The organism is Gillisella terrae (assembly GCF_004801395.1).
Classification (GTDB): domain Bacteria; phylum Pseudomonadota; class Alphaproteobacteria; order Rhizobiales; family Rhizobiaceae; genus Allorhizobium; species Allorhizobium terrae.
Genome location: NZ_SSOA01000002.1, coordinates 626,231 through 642,049, shown reverse-complemented (window position 1 = coordinate 642,049; position 15,819 = coordinate 626,231). Strand labels below are relative to the sequence as shown.

Annotated in this window: 20 protein-coding genes; 6 read left to right on the top strand and 14 right to left on the bottom strand. The window is 54.1% G+C overall.

What is annotated here, in order from left to right; translation table 11 throughout:
• Window positions 1-445 precede the first annotated feature (445 nt).
• The 3 genes from lepB to era are packed head-to-tail and all read left to right on the top strand — an operon-like array spanning window position 446 to window position 2,863.
• On the top strand, window positions 446-1,189 hold the full coding sequence (gene lepB / locus E6C51_RS06780) for a signal peptidase I (RefSeq protein WP_146928423.1): 744 nt from the start codon (window positions 446-448) through the stop codon (window positions 1,187-1,189).
• On the top strand, window positions 1,186-1,905 hold the full coding sequence (gene rnc / locus E6C51_RS06775; protein WP_190235421.1) for a ribonuclease III: 720 nt from the start codon (window positions 1,186-1,188) through the stop codon (window positions 1,903-1,905). The genes lepB and rnc overlap by 4 nt, the downstream gene beginning before the upstream one ends.
• 10 nt (window positions 1,906-1,915) lie before the next feature.
• Window positions 1,916-2,863 (top strand): GTPase Era, encoded by a 948-nt coding sequence (gene era, locus E6C51_RS06770; protein WP_186827613.1) that lies wholly within the window; start codon window positions 1,916-1,918, stop codon window positions 2,861-2,863.
• 62 nt (window positions 2,864-2,925) lie between these two features.
• On the opposite strand, the gene E6C51_RS06765 is transcribed toward era, so the two are convergent.
• Window positions 2,926-4,026, bottom strand: coding sequence for an AbrB family transcriptional regulator (locus E6C51_RS06765; RefSeq protein WP_146928429.1), 1,101 nt, complete (start codon window positions 4,024-4,026; stop codon window positions 2,926-2,928).
• A 280-nt stretch (window positions 4,027-4,306) separates the two neighbouring features.
• Here E6C51_RS06765 and recO point away from each other — a divergent pair, with 280 nt between their 5' ends.
• The gene (gene recO, locus E6C51_RS06760; protein ID WP_190235420.1) at window positions 4,307-5,074 is read left to right on the top strand and encodes a DNA repair protein RecO; all 768 of its coding nucleotides are present in this window, start codon (window positions 4,307-4,309) and stop codon (window positions 5,072-5,074) included.
• On the opposite strand, the gene E6C51_RS06755 is transcribed toward recO, so the two are convergent.
• The 3 genes from E6C51_RS06755 to E6C51_RS06745 all read right to left on the bottom strand — a co-directional run bounded on the left by E6C51_RS06755 (window position 5,008) and on the right by E6C51_RS06745 (window position 7,310).
• Entirely contained in the window at window positions 5,008-5,256 is a 249-nt protein-coding gene (locus tag E6C51_RS06755) for a hypothetical protein (RefSeq protein WP_146928435.1), read from the bottom strand. The genes recO and E6C51_RS06755 overlap by 67 nt on opposite strands.
• A gap of 558 nt (window positions 5,257-5,814) precedes the next feature.
• On the bottom strand, window positions 5,815-6,660 hold the full coding sequence (locus E6C51_RS06750) for an MOSC domain-containing protein (RefSeq protein ID WP_190235419.1): 846 nt from the start codon (window positions 6,658-6,660) through the stop codon (window positions 5,815-5,817).
• A gap of 8 nt (window positions 6,661-6,668) precedes the next feature.
• On the bottom strand, window positions 6,669-7,310 hold the full coding sequence (locus tag E6C51_RS06745) for an HD domain-containing protein (protein WP_190235418.1): 642 nt from the start codon (window positions 7,308-7,310) through the stop codon (window positions 6,669-6,671).
• Between the two features lie 400 nt (window positions 7,311-7,710).
• On the opposite strand from E6C51_RS06745, the gene E6C51_RS06740 reads away from it, so the two are divergent.
• The gene (locus E6C51_RS06740) at window positions 7,711-8,241 is read left to right on the top strand and encodes an EF-hand domain-containing protein (RefSeq protein ID WP_146928444.1); all 531 of its coding nucleotides are present in this window, start codon (window positions 7,711-7,713) and stop codon (window positions 8,239-8,241) included.
• Window positions 8,242-8,585: 344 nt separating this feature from the next.
• On the opposite strand, the gene E6C51_RS06735 is transcribed toward E6C51_RS06740, so the two are convergent.
• The 7 genes from E6C51_RS06735 to E6C51_RS06705 form a co-directional block, all read right to left on the bottom strand.
• Window positions 8,586-9,137: a tyrosine phosphatase family protein gene (locus E6C51_RS06735; RefSeq protein WP_190235417.1), complete on the bottom strand. Its 552-nt coding sequence runs from the start codon at window positions 9,135-9,137 to the stop codon at window positions 8,586-8,588.
• Window positions 9,134-9,760 (bottom strand): HD domain-containing protein, encoded by a 627-nt coding sequence (locus E6C51_RS06730; RefSeq protein WP_190235416.1) that lies wholly within the window; start codon window positions 9,758-9,760, stop codon window positions 9,134-9,136. The genes E6C51_RS06735 and E6C51_RS06730 overlap by 4 nt, the downstream gene beginning before the upstream one ends.
• Entirely contained in the window at window positions 9,757-10,596 is an 840-nt protein-coding gene (gene ygfZ / locus E6C51_RS06725) for a CAF17-like 4Fe-4S cluster assembly/insertion protein YgfZ (RefSeq protein ID WP_190235415.1), read from the bottom strand. Before ygfZ ends, E6C51_RS06730 begins: the two co-directional genes overlap by 4 nt.
• A 116-nt stretch (window positions 10,597-10,712) precedes the next feature.
• Complete coding sequence (locus tag E6C51_RS06720; RefSeq protein WP_230987080.1) at window positions 10,713-11,462, bottom strand: hypothetical protein; 750 nt, start codon at window positions 11,460-11,462, stop codon at window positions 10,713-10,715.
• A 68-nt stretch (window positions 11,463-11,530) separates the two neighbouring features.
• Window positions 11,531-11,794 carry a hypothetical protein gene (locus E6C51_RS06715; protein ID WP_407920772.1) on the bottom strand — a complete coding sequence of 88 codons (264 nt, stop codon included), beginning with the start codon at window positions 11,792-11,794 and terminating at the stop codon, window positions 11,531-11,533.
• Window positions 11,795-11,895: 101 nt separating this feature from the next.
• Window positions 11,896-12,303, bottom strand: a complete 408-nt coding sequence (locus tag E6C51_RS06710) for a TIGR02301 family protein (protein ID WP_190235413.1) — start codon at window positions 12,301-12,303, stop codon at window positions 11,896-11,898.
• A 57-nt stretch (window positions 12,304-12,360) separates the two neighbouring features.
• A complete protein-coding gene (locus E6C51_RS06705) occupies window positions 12,361-12,786 on the bottom strand; it encodes an NUDIX hydrolase (protein ID WP_190235412.1) in 426 nt (141 codons plus the stop codon).
• A gap of 88 nt (window positions 12,787-12,874) precedes the next feature.
• On the opposite strand from E6C51_RS06705, the gene E6C51_RS06700 reads away from it, so the two are divergent.
• Window positions 12,875-13,639, top strand: a complete 765-nt coding sequence (locus E6C51_RS06700) for an SOS response-associated peptidase (RefSeq protein ID WP_190235411.1) — start codon at window positions 12,875-12,877, stop codon at window positions 13,637-13,639.
• Between the two features lie 5 nt (window positions 13,640-13,644).
• Here the strand turns inward: E6C51_RS06700 and E6C51_RS06695 are convergent, their stop codons facing one another.
• The 3 genes from E6C51_RS06695 to E6C51_RS06685 form a co-directional block, all read right to left on the bottom strand.
• A complete protein-coding gene (locus E6C51_RS06695) occupies window positions 13,645-13,785 on the bottom strand; it encodes a hypothetical protein (RefSeq protein WP_186827615.1) in 141 nt (46 codons plus the stop codon).
• Window positions 13,786-14,148: 363 nt separating this feature from the next.
• The gene (locus E6C51_RS06690; RefSeq protein ID WP_146928470.1) at window positions 14,149-15,021 is read right to left on the bottom strand and encodes a CDP-alcohol phosphatidyltransferase family protein; all 873 of its coding nucleotides are present in this window, start codon (window positions 15,019-15,021) and stop codon (window positions 14,149-14,151) included.
• An 83-nt stretch (window positions 15,022-15,104) separates the two neighbouring features.
• A complete protein-coding gene (locus tag E6C51_RS06685) occupies window positions 15,105-15,803 on the bottom strand; it encodes a phosphatidylserine decarboxylase (protein WP_146928474.1) in 699 nt (232 codons plus the stop codon).
• Window positions 15,804-15,819 lie beyond the last annotated feature (16 nt).

Here is a 15,819-nt window from a genome sequence, read left to right as displayed (position 1 = left end):
TTGAGAGAATGCAGGATGGATGGATCGTCCATCCTTGGCGACGGGTCGCAAAGGAAAACCTTTGAGGCTTTTGATGATGCCGAAGGAGATGCGCTCAATAAGCATTGAGCGCAAGCGCTGAAAATAAGCACTGAACAGGCTGCCTCCTGACTTCGGCCGTTCTTTGGATCGTATGAGGCAGTGACAAGCAGTGTGTCGCGTTATGATGATCACCGATTGCGATGATCAATGCGGGCGCTTGGTGCTCGCTTTTGTGGAGCGAATAGGCTTTATTTTCCCGTCTTGAAAGATCGGCACTGCTGGCGCGACTGTTGCGCAGTGGTGTAAGTGCAAATTTGCGGGCCGTTATTGGTCGCAAGCGCGTGATCTCGTGGTTTTGCCGTTGCCGCCGCTGTTGGAACCGACTAGATAAGCTTCCAATTGACGTATTATGAAAGAGACCGGCGTGACGGATAAAGTCGAAAAGAAGCAAGGTGGCCTTTGGGAAAATATCAAGGTCATTATTCAAGCGTTGATCCTGGCAACGGTGATCCGCACGGTATTGTTCCAGCCCTTCACCATTCCGTCAGGCTCAATGATGCCGACGCTTCTGGTGGGCGACTATATCTTTGTCAATAAATTCGCCTATGGCTTTTCGAAATACTCTTTGCCCTTTTCGCTCGATCTGTTCGAGGGCCGTATTTTCCAAAGCGAGCCAAAGCGCGGCGATGTGGTGGTTTTCCGCTTTCCGCCCAATCCAAGCATAGATTACATCAAGCGTCTTGTCGGCCTGCCGGGCGATCATATTCAGGTGACGGATGGCGTGCTGTTCATCAACGGCAAGCCAGTGCCGAAAGTGCCGGATGGCACATTCAATTCCGATTACCGCAATGACCCAGGCCATGCGATACCGGTCTTCCGTGAAACGCTGGATGATGGGCGCACCTATGACACGCTGGATGAGACGCAATTTTCGCCCGGCGACAACACGCGCGAATTTATTGTTCCCCCCGGCCATTATTTCATGATGGGTGACAATCGCGATAATTCGGCTGACAGCCGCTTTGATGTTGGCTTTGTGCCAGCTGAAAATCTGGTTGGTCGTGCTTCCATCATTTTCTTCTCGCTAGGCAATGACACGCCCTTCAGCCAGATCTGGAAATGGCCCGCCAACATCCGTCTTGATCGCTTTTTCAAGGCTGTCCAATGAAACCACCAAAGGCCCTGAGCGCAGACGAGCGTGATAAAGTACAAACGACCATTGGCTATGTCTTTGTTGATCCAGACAGGCTGGACAGGGCCCTGACCCATTCCAGCGCCCGCCCGGCCAAGGGCGGTGATTACGAGCGCCTTGAATTTCTGGGTGATCGGGTTTTGGGTCTGTGCGTGGCGGAGCATCTGTTTAAAGAGTTTCGCTCGGCAACCGAGGGCGAGCTTTCGGTGCGGCTCAATCAGCTGGTGAGTGCCGAAACCTGTGCTGCCGTGGCGGATGAAATTGAACTGCACCGCTTTATTCGCACTGGCGCTGATGTTAAAAAGCTGACCGGCAAGAATATGCTCAATGTTCGGGCCGATGTGGTCGAAAGTCTGATTGCGGCGATCTATCTCGATGCTGGGTTGGAAGCGGCGCGGACCTTTGTTTTGCGCTTTTGGGCAGAGCGCGCAGCCGGTGAAGATGCCGGACGGCGCGACGCAAAAACCGAATTGCAGGAATGGGCGCATGCAAAATTCGCGGCCACTCCGGTTTATCGCATTGCAGATCGCTCCGGACCGGATCATGATCCGCGCTTTACGGTGACAGTTGAAGTCGGCAAGCTTGCGCCCGAAACGGGTGTTGATCGCTCAAAACGGGCGGCAGAACAGGTTGCCGCAACGCGATTGCTTGAACGCGAAGGTGTCTGGGTCAAATCCGGCACCTCACATTGATTGGAAAAAGATGACTGAGTTTGAAGACCAACCCACTGACGATGCCGAGGCCAGTGATATGCGCCCAACCCATTCGGGCTTTGTGGCGCTGATCGGGCCGACCAATGCTGGCAAGTCCACTTTGGTCAACCGGTTTGTCGGTGCCAAGGTTTCCATCGTAAGCCATAAGGTGCAGACCACCCGCGCCGTGATGCGCGGCATTGCCATTCATGACAATGCGCAAATTGTGTTTATGGACACACCCGGTATTTTCAAGCCGCGCCGCAGGCTGGACCGCGCCATGGTCACATCCGCTTGGGGTGGGGCCAAAGACGCCGATATGATCCTGCTGCTGATTGACAGTGAGCGCGGGCTTCGCGGCGATGGCGAGGCCATTCTGGAAGCACTGAAAGATGTGCACCAGCCGAAAATTCTGGTGCTGAACAAGATCGATCAGGTGCGCCACGAGGATTTGCTGAAGTTGGCATCCGCCGCCAATGAAGCGGTGAAGTTTGAGCGCACCTTCATGATTTCGGCAACCAACGGCTCCGGCTGTGACGATGTGATGGATTATCTGGCAAAGACCTTGCCGGAAGGCCCTTGGTATTATCCTGAAGATCAGATTTCGGATCTGCCGCTGCGCCAGCTGGCTGCCGAAATTACCCGCGAAAAGCTTTTCTTGCGCCTCCATCAGGAGCTTCCTTATTCCTCTCACGTCGAGACGGAAAAATGGGAAGAGCGCAAAGACGGATCCGTCCGCATCGAGCAGGTTATTTACGTTGAGCGTGACAGTCAGAAAAAGATTGTGCTGGGCAAAAACGGCGATGCGATCAAGGCAATTTCGACCGGCTCACGCAAAGAGCTGTCCGAAATTCTCGAGCAGACCGTGCATCTGTTCCTGTTCGTGAAAGTGCGTGAAAATTGGGGCGATGACCCCGAGCGATTCCGCGAGATGGGTCTGGAATTCCCGCGCGATTGATCGTTCCTAAAGTTTTGTCTTCTTGGACGCCCCATGCTCTCAAAGCGTGGGGCGTTTGCGATTCAAGCCTTGATCTTTTTGGCAATGAAGCGGGAGATGTGAGGGCCGAGCGCCAAAATCACCAGAAACCGCACGGTTTGCAGCGCCATGACAAAGGGCATGTCGACATGGGTGGTGGCGGCAATGATGGCGACGGAATCCAATCCGCCGGGGCTGGTGGCCAGATAGGCGGTGAGGGGATCAATATCCATGACGGTGGCAAGCAAATAGGCAAGGCAGCCACCAAAGGCTATCAGGATGAAAATCGACAGGGCCACTTGCGGTGCCGCCTTTGCCACATGTCGCAACAGTCTGCGGGTAAAGGCAAGGCCAATACGCCAGCCAATCATGGCATAAGCCACGGCCAGCAGCCACAGCGGCAGCACGATGTTGACCAGATCAAAGCCGTGCAACACCGCGAGGCTGAGCATGGGAACAATCATATTGCCTGCGGGTATTTTCAAAAGCCTGCCGATGTAAGATGCAATAGCCGTGAGCAACAGTGTCTTGATCAGATCTGCCCAGTCAAAGGGCGGAAAGAACACCAGCGGCGGATGCGGTGCACCGGTGATGTTAAACATGAAGGCTGCAACGCCCGCAGCCGCTGACGCCACACACACCACCCGAAAATACTGCATGAAGGCGACGAGGCGAACATCGGCTCCATGGGCTTCCGCCATCAGAATCATGGCCGATGCACCGCCCGCCGATGTGCCCCATACCGCTGTGGTGCCGGGGAATATTTGCCGCCGCGCCATGATGTAACCCAGCAGGGAGCTCATGGCGACAATGGACAGAACAGCCGCCATGAACAGCGGCCATTCGGCAAGAAAACGCATCATGATGTCTTTGTCGAGTGAGCTTGCGATGACACAGCCAATCAATGCCTGCGCTGCCGTATAGGGAAGGCGGGGAAGGGTGAGCTGTGCGCCGTTGGTGGCAAAGATCAATCCGGCGATCATTGGGCCAAGCAGGAGAGCGGCGGGCATGCGGACATATTCCATGCACGCGACCAGCACAGCGGAAAGAGCGACCAGCAGCGTCCACTTCAGGGGTGTGGGCAGTGTCCTCAAAAAAGTGGGTGGTTGCTCAGGCTCGCCCGCAGGCTGAGGATTGGCTGCCATTTTGGGCTTTCCGGTCTCTTGTCTTCAATCAACTGGTGCATAGCCTTTATTGCAGCATTGCTCAAACCGGAATCGCTTATGGTGTGAAATTTTCTGCGTAACGTCCTAAAGCCACGGCATAATTCCTTAAATCGGAATCGATTTGAGGCAGAAATTATGCAGCAGATTTAGAGTGTTACAGCACCGTGCGCCATATATGGCGCACGGTGCTGTAAGGTGGCTGGAGCTGCACTTTATTTTTCTATGAGCCCGCTAACTTTGTTTGCTATAAAGCACGATCATGGAATGGAATGATAACGCGATTATTTTGGGTGTGCGGCGTCACGGTGAAACCAGCGTGGTGGCCGAAGTGATAACGCGCAGCCGTGGCCGTCACCTTGGTCTGGTGCGCGGTGGGCGCTCTCGCGCCATGCAACCCGTGTTGCAACCCGGCAATGTGGTTGATGTTACCTGGCGTGCGCGTCTCGAAGAACATCTGGGCGATTTTCGCATGGAGCCTTTGCGCCTTCGCGCCGGACATTTGATGGAAACTGCAACCTCGGTCTATGGCGTTCAGGCGCTGGCGGCTCTGCTGCGGCTTTTGCCCGAGCGCGAGCCGCATCCACACCTATATGAGTCCATGGATATCATTCTCGAAAACCTGCATGAGCCTCGGGCCGCAGGCGAGCTTTTCATTCGTTTCGAGCTTGCTGTTCTCAACCATCTGGGCTTTGGGCTGGATTTAACCCGCTGCGTTGCCACTGGTGAGCAAGAGGATCTGGCTTTTGTTTCGCCCAAGAGTGGCCGCGCCGTCTGCCGTGCGGCGGGTCAGCCCTATGCTGATAAAATGTTGGCGATGCCGTCTTTTTTGCGCAAGGAGCGGACGCAAGCGGCTGATTTTACGTCTCTTACACAGGCGTTTCGTCTGACCGGATATTTCCTGGAGCGCCATGTGTATGAGCCGCGCGGCATTACTGTTGCTGCCGCGCGTGATGGATTTTGTCAGGCCGCGCTAAAGGCGTTGCGGGCATTGGACGGCGTCCAGGACAATCCGCCAATGCCATCCTGAGCGCTGCTCTGGTTGTTTTTCATGTGGGTGCGAATGGCGCGCTGCAAATCTGCAACGCTGCTGTAAATGCCGCCATCCAGATCAATCACTGGAAATTTGACGGCGATGAATTTTACCCGATTGCCTTCGGGAACGCTGATTCCAACAGGAACGCCTGCATATTCAATGACTTGCTTTTCCATAATACTTTCCCCGCCCGCGTTGCGACTTGCGGGCCAACATTCAATTCGATTGTGATGATTTATGCTCTTACGAGAGAATCACATTCGACAGTTGTCGAAGCCAAGTGACGTGCATTTGGATGTCACCTGGTTGATGCTGAGCGGGCATAGATGCCAGGAGTATTTTGCTGTTTGCGCGAATAGTCGCATATGCTTTTCCTCCTTGCATTGGAGCCGATCCTTGATCTGGCTCTAGGTTTAACCTGTATCGGGCTTTTCCCGATGATCACGAAGGTAGGTGTGCCTGGCGATTTCGTCAATAGGCGTTCGATGAAAAACAAAATAATTTTTTGTGAAGGATGGATTGTGAAGGTTTCATGGCAAAATGAATCCGAATTGCCGCATTTGATAAGACAGGTTTTGCACCGCAGTAAAAAACAGATTTTTGTGAAATTATGGCGAGAGATTCAATAAATATTGATGGGGCAAACGCGAGCAATGAGGTGCTTTGCGCCATCAAATGGGGCAAAGCGATCCATTGAAAAAGCAGGGGTGGGCGCAAAAAGTAATTTTTTCCACTCAAGTGCGGCGCTTGAGTGGAAAGCCTTCCGGACGGGTTTTTGTCACCTGAACACTATCGCCAACGCTGATCTCGCCTGTGGTGCGGGGAACAGCATTCCAGCCAAACAACACACCCCGCACGCGCGAATCGGCAGACATGCGCAGCCGCCCCATGGCTGCCATGGGGGATGGCACCGAGCGCGAACCAAGCGATTGCTCTTGCGTGGTCATGATGCAGCGGGTGCACGGTTTGACGAGGTCAAAGGCAATGTCGCCAATGGTGAGGCTTGCCCAATGATCTTCCGCCCAAGGCTGATCCGAATCAATCACGATGTTGGCGCGAAAGCGCTCCATTCCGACGCTGCCTTCACTCTTCGCTGCCATATCGACATTCAGCGCCGCAAGGGAGGCCGTGTTGGTGATCAGCACCTGATAGCCATCGGTGAAGGTCACCGGCGTGTCTGGTCCAGCCCATTCTTCATTGGCCATGCGCCGGGCTTGATCGTCAAATAAGGCGAGTTCGAGCGGCTGACCAAGCCATTCACTGAGCGCGTGATTGGTGGCATCATCAGCAATGGCGGCATTGATCGTGTCGCGCCATACTGTCACCTGTTTGCGGGCACTGAAACGCGGCACCGGCGCGCGTCTGCCATCATGGAAGCTGAGGTGATAGGAGGTACCGTCGTATAGCGCGCTCACACCAGCAAGGGCCGGAAGCTCCCGCTGAGTCACGAAATTCCCTGACGGTGAAACAAGCATCAATTGACGATCGCCGTTCAGCCCATGGGCGGTGATCTGCGCTTTGGCAAGATCAATGCCTCGGCCGCTCTTTAAAGGGTACATGGTGATTGCGGAGATTCTCATCGGGCGTCTCAAATCTCATCCAGAAAGAGGGTCAGGAAATGTTGCAGGCGTTGGTGGCGTTCACGGGCCAGGGCTTGTCCTGTTTCGGTTTTAAAGCCGTCTGCAAGCCGGAACAGCTTGGTTTCAAAATGATCAATGGCATAGCGCTTGTCATCCAACGGCCGGTTTTTTGCGCTTGGATCGGCAGGATCATAGAGAGACGATCCCATGCGGCCACCAATATAGAAGCAGCGCGCAGCCCCCACCATGCCGATGGCATCCAGCCGGTCGGCATCTTGCAGGATTTTGGCCTCAAGGGTCTGCGGCTCGATATTGGCCGAAAAACTATGGGTGAGGATGGCATGAGCAACGGCGTCAATTTTTGCAGCGGGCCAGCCTGCTTCGCTTAAAATGGTTGCAGCTTTTTCCGCCGCAAGGCGGGAGGCTTGGTCGCGTTGCGGCGCGTTTTTCTCGACGGACACACAATCATGAAGCAGCACCGCGCTGACTAGCACGTCCTGCTCGCCGCCCTCTGTGGCATGAATGCGCATGGCGTTTTTGAAAACGCGAAGAATATGGGCGGCATCGTGAGAGCCATCATCGCCTGATGTGGCGTAGGGCAAAAGCCACTTTGCAAGATCCTGGCACGGTGCAAATGCGGAAGAGAGCATGAAATATCCTGTAGCATGTCGCACTCAACTGGAATCAGTTGGACGATAAGGTCGATTGGCAAAACAAGCATAAAGCGCGGCACTGCTGAAGCCAATAAGAGGCTCACAGGAGGCTGTAACACTTTAAATCATGCAGAAAACTTATAGTGTTACAGTGTTTTTTGTGCGTCCTATAGGGTGAAAGGCGCTGTAGGGCAGCAAGCCTGTCGACTGCATTATTTCGATGTCCACGGCGCACGTTTCACGCAAGCATAGCGCGCAATGACAATCCTGTCGCAAATTTTACGGCGTAAGATTTTTTTTGACGGATTCGGGCAAACCCGGCATCATATTTGTGTGGGTGTATTTGTCTTGCGTTCTCCTTACGCGCGTTATTGATTTAACTGGATGGGAGTGTCGCATGACAAGTGTTTCATCAGCGGTTGGCTCGAAACTGGCGGAACGTTCCTCTCGCGCCTCTGCACTGGATACAAATGGTGATGGCGTTGTGTCTGCCGCAGAGCGTCCTGCTTCAACTCGCAGGCAAAATCCGACAGTTTCCAGCGATAACGCCGCCGCAAGTGCCGTCTCTCAGTTGTCCAATAACGTGATGGCCATGATCATGACCAAAGGCGAGGCGCATTTTGCTGGCGGTGAAGAACAAAAGCGCAATGCTCAGGCGATAGACGCGGATGGCAAGGGCAAGGTGAGCGAAAAGGATTTTTCGCAAGCCAGACCAGACAATGCCTCGCAAGCTGACGCCAGTAAGCAAATTGATGAATTCGATAAAGGCGATGAAGGTGACGCGCTGGATGTCAACGATGTCCTCTACCAGATGACGTCTGTGATTGCAGCTTATCGCGCTGTGACTGGCACTACGGATGAAAAGGGTATGGCGAAGGCCACGCTTGCTCAAATCTCCACAACGCCTCAACGGACGATTATTGTTTGAGATGACAGCGCCTCTCACCATACGTGGCGCACAAGGGTTCGCTCTACTGCATAATTCCTTAAATCGGAATCGATTTAAGGTGAAAATTATGCAGCAGGCTTAAAGTGTTACAGCGTCCTTTGTGCGCCATATTTGGCGCACGGCGCTGTAACACCCTAAATTTGCGGCATAATTCCTTAAGCCCATTCGGATCTAAGGAATTATGCAGTCGTTCTGTCTTTCCATCCTACACGCACCTGTGAATTGCCTGCCATATCGTATTTTGCCATAACGATTATGTGACCTCGAAATGCTTGTGCATAGTTGCCATAGGCCGAGAGCCGATGGCAGGTGGAAGGCCCTGTTTACGATCCAGCAGGGTCTTCTGCCCCTAAGAACATCGGCGGCAAAGGCAAGATGAATGGTGTGCTGCCATCGGCATCTTGACCACGACCCAGCATTTTGACGGCATCGGCAAAGCGGCCCTTTCGCCCCAGCACATCATCGGCAATCTGGACAAGACGGATATTGGGTGTGGCAAACGGGGATGCCTTGCGCAGACGCGCCGCCAGTGCCTCATCATCATCGTCCGGGAAGATGGTCAGGCTGGCAATCATGGCAGCCGCTGGTGAGCGTGAAACGCCCATCCAGCAATGAATCAGCAATGGTGCAGCCGTGTTCCATTGCTGTGCAAAGTCGATGATCTGGTGCACATGGCTTTCCTGCGGCGCAATCAGTTTGCCGGTTCCGGCAAATGTAATATCATTCATGCCAAGCGTGAGGTGGCGATCTGCCGAGATGACGGCGGGGCGATGGAAATTCTGATTTTCAGCCAAAAGGCTGATCATTTCCTTAGCCTTGTGGCGCACAGCCATTTCCGCAATATGCGACAGCGGTGAAACAAGAATGGCGGTCATGGTTTGCTCGGGCTTTCATTCAGCCGCAGGCTCTCGATCTGTGCAAACCGCTCAGAAAATCTGCGTTGCGCCTCAATCGCGGGCATGGGTTCCATGGGCAGCATATCGACCGTCAGATTGCGGGGTTGTCCGAAAATCTTGACTGCTTCCGTGCGGGTAAAGCCTGCCAGTTCGGTTGCCTCAAAATAGGCTGCAATTGAATCGGCTTTTTTAATTTGCGCTTTCAGCCGCGTGGTGGGGTGCGGCGGCAGGCCAAACCGCAGGTGGATGGCCGCTTCCAATCGCTTTTCCACCACCTTGTAGCCACCACCGACCACCGCTTTGAAGGGCGAGATCATATCGCCAATCACATATTCTGGCGCGTCATGCAGCAGTGCCATTTGCAAATCGGCAGCACAAAATCTGGGCGCAATGTGCCGGAAGATTTCTTCCACCACCAGAGAGTGCTGCGCCACTGAAAAAGCGTGATCGCCAATTGTCTGGCCGTTCCAGCGGGCCACACGCGCCAGGCCATGGGCAATATCGGAAAGCTCCACGTCCAGCGGCGACGGATCCAGCAAATCAAGCCGCCGGCCTGAAAGCATACGTTGCCAGGCGCGTGCAGAAGGGAGGCGCTCAGTCATTCCACGTCTTCGCTGGTGGTGGGAAATTCAAGGCCGGTCCATGCCGGGAGGCGCACGGTCACCGGGCTGCCATTGATAGTGATGGGATTGCCGGATGTCTGCGCGTCGCCAACCCTGTCAATCCGCACGATGGCAAGCCCGTGTTGACCATGGACGCTGCCAAGCGTGCCCACAGGACGGTCATGGGCACGAAGCTCGGCATTGTTGGCTTCAAGCACGGTTTCTGCGCTGACGATAGCAATACGCCGACGCGCAGTCTTGCGATGCTGCATGCGCGAAACGACTTCCTGTCCGACATAACATCCTTTTTTGAAGGAGACGCCCCCGTTGAAATCATAGAGCACATCATGGGGGAATGCGTCCTGCAAGGCGTAATCCTGCCCTGCTTCCGCAATGCCATTGGCAATGCGAAGATCGGTATAAAGGCTTTCGGCGTCGCTGCCATGCTGGCCAGGTTTGCGCCACACCATCAGCCCAGCCGCTTTAAAGCGCAGATCCTGAAAGGCACCTTCAATCGCGCCATCATCCCAAAAAACGGTGACACCCTGTTGTGGCTCTAAAGTGATGGTCACTGCGGCGCGTAATTTATACATCGTCAGTCGTCGTATCAGAGCCTCTGCCTCGCTGGCAGCAATCTCCAGCAGAAGATCTGCGTCTTGCGGATAGACGATAAATTCAAACAGGATCTTACCCTGCGGTGTCAGCAATGCAGCCACGCCCGCGCAATCATCGGACATCAATTCCAGATCGGCCGTGATCAGGTTGTTGAGAAAATTGCGACTATCAGGCCCGCTCAGTCGAAGAAAAGAGCGATCAGCGAGAAAAACAGCAGGCATAGCACCCGATCCAATATTTCAAATTGTGACATCACCGTGCGTCAAACCGAAAAGAGCGGCAAGATCGGACAGGAGCCGACCTCACCGCTCAATCTGACTGTGCTTACGCACAAAAATCAATCGCCAGCCGTGAAGAATTTCCATTTTCCGTCGGGCGAGATGCCGATGCGAAAGAAATTGTAATTGCCAGCGTCCAGCATATTCTCGTAATCGCCTGCTGTGACAATGCGCAAAAGCTCGACCTTTTCACGAAGCGTCAGCGTGTTGAGCGGTTTTTCAGCAAAATACGGCCATACATAGGCGTCATCCGGCGTGCCTGCATTGACATGGACAAAACCGGCATTCAGCACGTCCATCATAATGGCCAGAACTTCTATGCCATCTGGATCGCCGGACACGCTTTTGATTGTGGCGATTGGATCGCCATTGTCAGAACCCAAGGCAAGTGCCGTCGGCTCTGCGCCTTCCGACAACAAAGCCCGCAATTTTTCAGGCTCACCGGATGAAGCCGCTTCCATGAGCTTCTCGCGCATTTTGCGAACGGCCTCAGGAGCCTTGTTCATGTCATACATCACCTCAATCGCCGCATGTTTGGTGTCGGTGGCGGTGATCTTATTGGTTTCTTTCGGATTGCTCAGATTGGGCTGGGCAGCCGGGGAGGTGGCCTGCGGTGCTGCCGCGGGTTCTTTTGCAGCAGGTTCCTTGGTTGCTGGCTCCTTGGCTGCCGGTTCTTTGGGGGTTGCAGAAGAGGCCGCAGGCTGTTCTGCCACTTTCTCACTGCCTTGCAATTCCGAAAGCGCCATGCTGGCGGAAGGAAAACACAAAACACTCGCACTGGCCATCAGGCCAGACACAACCCCAGACATAACCATCTTCCGGACAAGCTTCATCCGATCAGTCCTCAATCCATTCACCATGGTCTTGCCTCTGCGAATCACTGAACAATACGTGCCGGAGAAAATTCGCCAGCCAGCATGCGGGCGCGCAGAGACTCAAGCATGGCTTCGGCACCGTCTTCGCCGTGAATACGAATTGTTTCGCGCATAGCCAGCGCAATCGCCGCATCCGCAATAATTTCAGGCTCAATGCCGTCGGCCATGCCATCCGCCCAAGCCTCGTTCTGATATTCGAGGGCAGCCTGCATCTTTTCATGAACGATCATGTCGTCAATCTCGTTGCGGCGTGGTTCTATAATCATATTCACCTCGAAGCAGTCCCTGAATCAGCTATACGTCGTGCAACTCTATCAGCCTTTTGCAACGGCGACACGGCTCAATGCATTATCCGATGAATTATTGGTTAATTTCCAAAGCGATTTATCATTTCTTTGATGAGTGTTGCGCCTTCGGCACGATATTCCTGCTCTGTGGCCTGAGCGGCTTTGGTGCATGTATCATGCAGCGCACCAAATGCTCTATAGCCGCGGTTATAAGCGGCTGTCAGCTGTTCTTTTCGCGCGGGCTCATTTCCTGCATCAAGGGTTAACAGTTTTTCCATGGCGGCGCGCCACTGTGGTTCAGGCTTTTCTGAACAGCGATTGCGCAAATAGGTAATGGTACCAATGATTTCAGACAGTCTATTGAGCTGCCGGTCATAGGGTGTTGCGCTCACAGTCGGCTCTGGAGGCTTCTGGCTTTGGGCCTGCAATGAGGATGCGACAAACAGCGGACTGACGACAACAAGACCAAGCAGAAAAAAACGGGTCATACACTTCCGCACACAAAAGACTAACACTGTTACTCTGACTTGATTCTTGTGGCCATTTTAAGCCTCTTCACTGGACTTAACCAGTCTTTCAACGCAATCGATCACGCTTGGCGGTGCGGGAAGCGTCAAAATGTCGTGGAGCGTATACCAGCCAAGCTCCGATGCATCGCTCCTTGCTTCGGCAGCCATTGGATTGTCCTTCACATCAACCATAAAAACGGAGAGGCTAAAATGGTGCTCATCCGGCCCGCCGGGGTCTGGATAAAGCACGTAAGTGGCAAACAGCCGAGGGTTGGTGCCGGTCAGCCCGGTTTCTTCAAACAATTCACGCAACGCTGTTTCTTCGGCCGTTTCACCCTCTTCGCCGCGACCTCCCGGAAAGGCATAGAGGTTTTCGGCAGGCGGTTTGGAGCGCTTGACCAGCAAAAGGCGTCCATCATGGTGCACGATTGCCGAGGATGCAGGCCGATGCGAAGATGTCATGCGCGTGGTTCCAATGCGTGAAGGATCCCATGGATCGGAGATTGGCGACACACTTGACGATAGCGCGTTCTAGCGCGAAAACAAGCACATGTGTGGACGTTTTGCCCTGACCACGACCCCGGAAGATGTGATGGACGCCTTTGGCTTGCACGAGCTGGAAGCGTTCCCGCAGAGGTTCAATATTGCGCCGACCCAGCCGATCCTGATCGTGGGCGAGGGGGATGTGCCGGACAAAGGCAGCAATCTGCCAAGTCGCCGCGCTTTTCTGGTGCGGTGGGGCTTTGTGCCGTCCTGGGTTAAAGACCCGTGTGATTTTCCCTTGTTGATCAACGCCCGCTCGGAAACCGCAATCGATAAGGCATCGTTTCGCAGTGCCATGCGCCATCGGCGCATTCTCATTCCAGCGACGGGGTTTTATGAGTGGTACCGCCCGTCCAAAGACAGTGGAGAGACGTCCCAAGCCTATTGGATCAAGCCCAGGCATGGCGGCATTGTTGCCTTTGGAGGTTTGGTTGAGACCTGGGCTTCTGCGGACGGCTCAGAGATGGACACAGGCGCAATCCTGACCACAGCGGCCAATGGCGCAATTCGCCCCATTCACGATCGCATGCCCGTGGTGATCGATCCGCAAGATTTCTCCCGCTGGCTGGATTGTAAAACCCAGGAGCCTCGCAAGGTCGCAGATCTGATGCGACCCGTTCAGGATGATTTTTTTGAGGCCGTGCCTGTTTCCAACCTCGTCAACAAGGTTGCAAATGTCGGACCTGAAATTCAGGCTGCCGTTTCCGTCACTGCAAAGCCTGACAACAAGAAACAACCAAAGCCACCCTCGGCGCAATTGTCCTTGTTTTGAGCGTGTTAAGCCGATTTTTTCTTTGCAGTCTTCGGTGTCATCAAGGCTGCGGCAATAACGGCTTTCAGACCAATCGGGCGGTAATTGTCAGACAGTTTTGTCTGTACGACTGTTGGCCGAGCTATCGTGTTGGTGTTTGCGGTCATGGTGATGGTGCCTCCTCGTTTGGCAGTCTCTTGTTGGCTGCTCACTCTGGGAAGAACATGACAAATCCATGACCATGGCAACTTAATTTAAATCAAAGTCTGGCATATTTTGTGAACGGATTGCGACTTTTGTGAACGGATTGCGCCATGCCACCGCCCTACAGCGCCGTGCGCCAAATATGGCGAACAAAGGACGCTGTAACACTTTAAATCTGCTGCATAATTTTCACCTTAAATCGATTCCGATTTAAGGACTTATGCAGTAGAATCTGTCAGGTTCAAATTGAACCAGACAGACTCTCGATTCCCGTGTTTTCGTTTGTCTATTCGGGAAAACCGGATTCCACTTTTCCCTGACAAACTCTAAAGGCCCCGGTCCATACCCGACGCATTGTGGTTGTCCGCCTCTTCATTGATCGTCAAGGTGCCGTATTTGCGTCTCCAGGCGCGCGCTCCAAACGGCAGTGTCATCAGATAGATGATAACGGTGGCGGACAACACCTCCCACGTATAGCTCATCAACAGTGCAACATAGAGAACAACACCAATTGTCAGGGGCAGGACGAGATCGCGGCGCACCTTTTTTTCTGATTTACCAGACCAGACGGGGAGGCGGCTGATCAGCAAAAATGCGATCAACATAGTGTAGCCCGCCGAGGCAAAAGCAAACCCCGGCGTGGCGTCCACACCCAGAAAGCTCAAGTAAATCGGCAGCATCACCAAAAGTGCGCCAGCGGGGGCCGGCACACCGACGAAATATTCCTTCTGCCACGGTGCTTTTGCCGCACTTTCTTCCATGACATTGAAACGGGCCAGCCGGAGGCCTGCGGAAATGGCAAAGACCAAAGCGGCAATCCAGCCAAACGAATGGGCTTTGTCGAGAATAAACACATAGAGCACCAGACCGGGTGCCACGCCGAAATTGACGATGTCGGCCAGCGAATCCATCTGGGCACCAAATTTGGAGGTGGCCTTCATCAGACGTGCGACGCGGCCATCAATGCCATCCAGAAAAGCGGCAACCAGCACCATGCTGACGGCCAGTTCAAACTTGGCCTCAAAGGCAAGACGAACCCCGGTCAGGCCCGCACAAATGGCCAGAACCGTGATCAGGTTTGGCACCATCAGCCGCAGCGGAATCTCGCGCAGGCGCGGACCGCGGGAGGCGTCGTTCACGTCCTGCGCGTGCACCTCTTTCGCATGAAGGTCTTGCGGCTGTTCTGTGTCATTGCTCATGCAAAATTTCTGCTTTTCTCGAAAAGACAAACGAAAATAAGAAATCTGTCCGGTTCAACCTGAACCGGACAGTGCCAGACCTCTTAGCTGCGGCGGCTGATGACCGGGCCCTTGGCGGAGCCATATTCTGCAATCACCGTTTCGCCGCCAACGGAGCGTTGACCAAGCGAAACACGCGGCTCTGCCCCTGCGGGCAGGAAAACATCCAGACGGGAGCCGAAACGAATGAGGCCGAAGCGCTCACCCGGCTCCAATGTCTGGAAAGGCGCTGTCCAGCAAAGAATGCGACGCGCCACCAGCCCGGCAATCTGCACCACGCCAATATTGCCACGCGGGCTTTCAATCACCAGACTGTTGCGCTCATTGTCGATGCTGGCCTTATCCAGTTCCGCATTGAGAAACTGGCCTTCGCGATAAACCACATGGTTGACCTTGCCACGCACCGGTGCGCGATTGATGTGGCAATCAAACACGTTCATGAAAATGGTGATGCGCAGCATCGGCTCGGTTGACAGATTAAGCTCTGCCGGTGGCACGACCATTTGAATGGAAGAAACGCGACCATCTGCCGGGCTGATCACCAGATCATCATCTTGCGGTGTCACACGCTCTGGATCCCGGAAGAAATAAGCGCACCAGAGGGTCAAAACCATACCGACCCAAAAGAGGGGTTCCCAGAGCCAGCCCAGCACCAGCGAGCCTGCAAAAAAGGCGGCAACAAAGGGGTAGCCCTCCTTGTGCACAGGAACAATGGTGTTTCTGATGGTATTAAACAAGGACATCGGTGGGACTTCTCCT

Coding starts and splice junctions, on each gene's coding strand:
- rnc (WP_190235421.1), top strand. CDS start 1,186: ATGAAACCACCAAAGGCCCTGAGCGCAGACGAGCGTGATAAAGTACAA.
- era (WP_186827613.1), top strand. CDS start 1,916: ATGACTGAGTTTGAAGACCAACCCACTGACGATGCCGAGGCCAGTGAT.
- E6C51_RS06765 (WP_146928429.1), bottom strand. CDS start 4,026: ATGGCAGCCAATCCTCAGCCTGCGGGCGAGCCTGAGCAACCACCCACT.
- recO (WP_190235420.1), top strand. CDS start 4,307: ATGGAATGGAATGATAACGCGATTATTTTGGGTGTGCGGCGTCACGGT.
- E6C51_RS06755 (WP_146928435.1), bottom strand. CDS start 5,256: ATGGAAAAGCAAGTCATTGAATATGCAGGCGTTCCTGTTGGAATCAGC.
- E6C51_RS06750 (WP_190235419.1), bottom strand. CDS start 6,660: ATGAGAATCTCCGCAATCACCATGTACCCTTTAAAGAGCGGCCGAGGC.
- E6C51_RS06745 (WP_190235418.1), bottom strand. CDS start 7,310: ATGCTCTCTTCCGCATTTGCACCGTGCCAGGATCTTGCAAAGTGGCTT.
- E6C51_RS06740 (WP_146928444.1), top strand. CDS start 7,711: ATGACAAGTGTTTCATCAGCGGTTGGCTCGAAACTGGCGGAACGTTCC.
- E6C51_RS06735 (WP_190235417.1), bottom strand. CDS start 9,137: ATGACCGCCATTCTTGTTTCACCGCTGTCGCATATTGCGGAAATGGCT.
- E6C51_RS06730 (WP_190235416.1), bottom strand. CDS start 9,760: ATGACTGAGCGCCTCCCTTCTGCACGCGCCTGGCAACGTATGCTTTCA.
- ygfZ (WP_190235415.1), bottom strand. CDS start 10,596: ATGCCTGCTGTTTTTCTCGCTGATCGCTCTTTTCTTCGACTGAGCGGG.
- E6C51_RS06720 (WP_230987080.1), bottom strand. CDS start 11,462: ATGTCTGGGGTTGTGTCTGGCCTGATGGCCAGTGCGAGTGTTTTGTGT.
- E6C51_RS06715 (WP_407920772.1), bottom strand. CDS start 11,794: ATGATTATAGAACCACGCCGCAACGAGATTGACGACATGATCGTTCAT.
- E6C51_RS06710 (WP_190235413.1), bottom strand. CDS start 12,303: ATGACCCGTTTTTTTCTGCTTGGTCTTGTTGTCGTCAGTCCGCTGTTT.
- E6C51_RS06705 (WP_190235412.1), bottom strand. CDS start 12,786: ATGACATCTTCGCATCGGCCTGCATCCTCGGCAATCGTGCACCATGAT.
- E6C51_RS06700 (WP_190235411.1), top strand. CDS start 12,875: ATGTGTGGACGTTTTGCCCTGACCACGACCCCGGAAGATGTGATGGAC.
- E6C51_RS06695 (WP_186827615.1), bottom strand. CDS start 13,785: ATGACCGCAAACACCAACACGATAGCTCGGCCAACAGTCGTACAGACA.
- E6C51_RS06690 (WP_146928470.1), bottom strand. CDS start 15,021: ATGAGCAATGACACAGAACAGCCGCAAGACCTTCATGCGAAAGAGGTG.
- E6C51_RS06685 (WP_146928474.1), bottom strand. CDS start 15,803: ATGTCCTTGTTTAATACCATCAGAAACACCATTGTTCCTGTGCACAAG.